Origin of the sequence: Aeromonas sp. HMWF015, from assembly GCF_963878965.1 — a bacterium.
Lineage (GTDB): Bacteria > Pseudomonadota > Gammaproteobacteria > Enterobacterales > Aeromonadaceae > Aeromonas > Aeromonas veronii.
Window position 1 is genome coordinate 13,903 of sequence record NZ_CAWNZT010000123.1, and the last position, 1,977, is coordinate 15,879.

Annotated in this window: 1 protein-coding gene and 2 pseudogenes; all 3 read right to left on the reverse strand. The window is 63.3% G+C overall.

Annotated elements, in window-relative coordinates; translation table 11 throughout:
* Window positions 1–487: pseudogene (locus AACS18_RS23175) on the reverse strand (cell division protein DedD); the annotation flags it as partial.
* 74 nt (window positions 488–561) lie between these two features.
* Window positions 562–1,821: a bifunctional tetrahydrofolate synthase/dihydrofolate synthase gene (folC, locus tag AACS18_RS06225; protein WP_181363418.1), complete on the reverse strand. Its 1,260-nt coding sequence runs from the start codon at window positions 1,819–1,821 to the stop codon at window positions 562–564.
* Window positions 1,822–1,823: 2 nt separating this feature from the next.
* Window positions 1,824–1,977: pseudogene (locus AACS18_RS06230) on the reverse strand (acetyl-CoA carboxylase, carboxyltransferase subunit beta); the annotation flags it as partial.

Below are 1,977 nucleotides of genomic sequence, written 5' to 3' on the forward strand. Positions count from 1 at the left end.
TTTGACCCGCCTGCGGCTTGGCCGGTGCGGGCGCCTTGGCCACTTCAACCGGTTTGGCTGGCGTCGGCTTGGGTGCTGGCTTGGGCGCTTCGACCGGTTTTTTGGCCACCACTTCCGGCTTGGGCTGTGGCTTGGGTTGGGCATTCTGTTGCGGCTGGACCGGCGCCGGTGCGGCAGGGGTTGTCGCCGGCGGCGCACCGTTGCCCTGACCGGCGAGGGTCATGGGGTCAGCCACCTCTTCCACTTGCCACTGTTGGGCCGCAGAGGCCTGTTGCTGGCTGGCCAGATGATCGGCGGGCAGGCTGCTGGCTGCCGAGACCTGCAGCGCAGGCTTGGCAGGCTCCAGCTCGGGGCGCAGCGGGATCTTGGCAAAGGCCTCCTCCTTTTGTGCCAGCTTGTGACCATCCAGCAAGTCCGGCAGGAAAATAACAACCAGGGCCACCAGGATGACGGTGCCCACCAGACGGTTTTGAAACTTCGAGGCCAAGTTGAATCCTACCTTTACGTAACTCAATATGCGATTTGGCTCCCCGCCCGAAGGCCGGGGAGCCGGGGTGTGGCCTAGACGGCGACACCCGCCAGAATGTCGGCGACAGTGTAAAACGAACCAAACACAATGACCATATCGTCCGGACTCGATGCGGCCAACGCTGCCTGATAAGCGGCGCTGACATCATCAAACTCCCTGGCAGGCCCCTTGCCCTCTCCCAGCGCCACAGCCAGTTGCGTTGCGGTGGCGGCGCGCGGGCCGGTGAGACTGGCCAGATACCACTCGCCAATCAGGCCATCGAGTTCGGCAAGGGATCCCGCCATGTCCTTGTCTTTGAGCATGCCGACCACGGCGCGGCGCACACCCGCGCAGGGCATCTTGCGCAATTGCGCTGCCAGATAGGCCGCCGAATGGGGGTTGTGGGCCACATCGACGATCACCAGCGGCACACTTTGTAACTGCTGCATCCGGCCAGTCAGCCGGGCATTGGCCAACCCGTCGCGGATAGCAGACTCTGGCAGCGGCAAGCCGAGGGACTCCAGCGCCGCCAGCACGGTCACCGCGTTCATCAGCGGCAGCGCCGGTTTTGGCAGATCCCGCCACTGGTTTAGGCCGTGATAATCCCAACCGCTCTCGTGCTCATCGCCACGAAAATCGATACCGACCTGACGCAGGTTGGCGCCAAGACGCGCCGCTTCGCTCGCGATAGTCGCAGGCGGATTGGGCTCACCGCTGATGGCGGGTTTACCGGCGCGATACACGCCAGCCTTCTCCACCGCCACGGCCTCGCGGGTATCACCCAGCCAGTCGCAGTGATCGAGGGCAATGGAGGTGATCATCGCCACATCGGACTCCACCACGTTGGTGGCGTCGAGCCGACCACCCAGCCCCACTTCCAGCAGCAGCACATCGGGGGCGGCGCGGCAGAAGAGCCACAAACCGGCCAGGGTGGCGAACTCGAAGAAGGTAAGGGCAATCTCGCCGCGAGCAGCTTCCACCTCGGCAAAGGCGGCGCAGTGATCCCTGTCGGGCAGCTCTTGCCCGTTGACCCGCACCCGCTCGGTAAAGCGCAGCAGATGGGGCGAGGAGTAGACGCCGACCTTGTAGCCTGCGGCCATCAGAATGCTGGCCGCCATGGCACAGCTGGAGCCCTTGCCGTTGGTGCCCGCCACCGTGATCACCTTGAACGGCAGCTGGGTGAGACCCATGCGCCGGGCAACGGCACCGACCCGATCCAGCCCCATGTCGATATTGACCGGATGGATCTGCTCCAAATAAGAAAGCCAGTCGACAAGCGACCGGCTTTGGGATTGTTGCATGTTTGAACTCATCTTCACTCTTCGATGACGTGAGTATTCAGCATTTTGGCGAGCAGGCTGGCCAGACGGTTACGCATTTCACGGCGATCGATGATGATATCGATGGCACCCTTTTCCAGCAGGAACTCGGAGCGCTGGAAGCCTTCCGGCAGTTTCTCGCGCACGGTC

Excerpts from the sequence above, each read along its gene's own strand:
- folC (WP_181363418.1), bottom strand. The coding sequence starts at position 1,821 with ATGAGTTCAAACATGCAACAATCCCAAAGCCGGTCGCTTGTCGACTGG.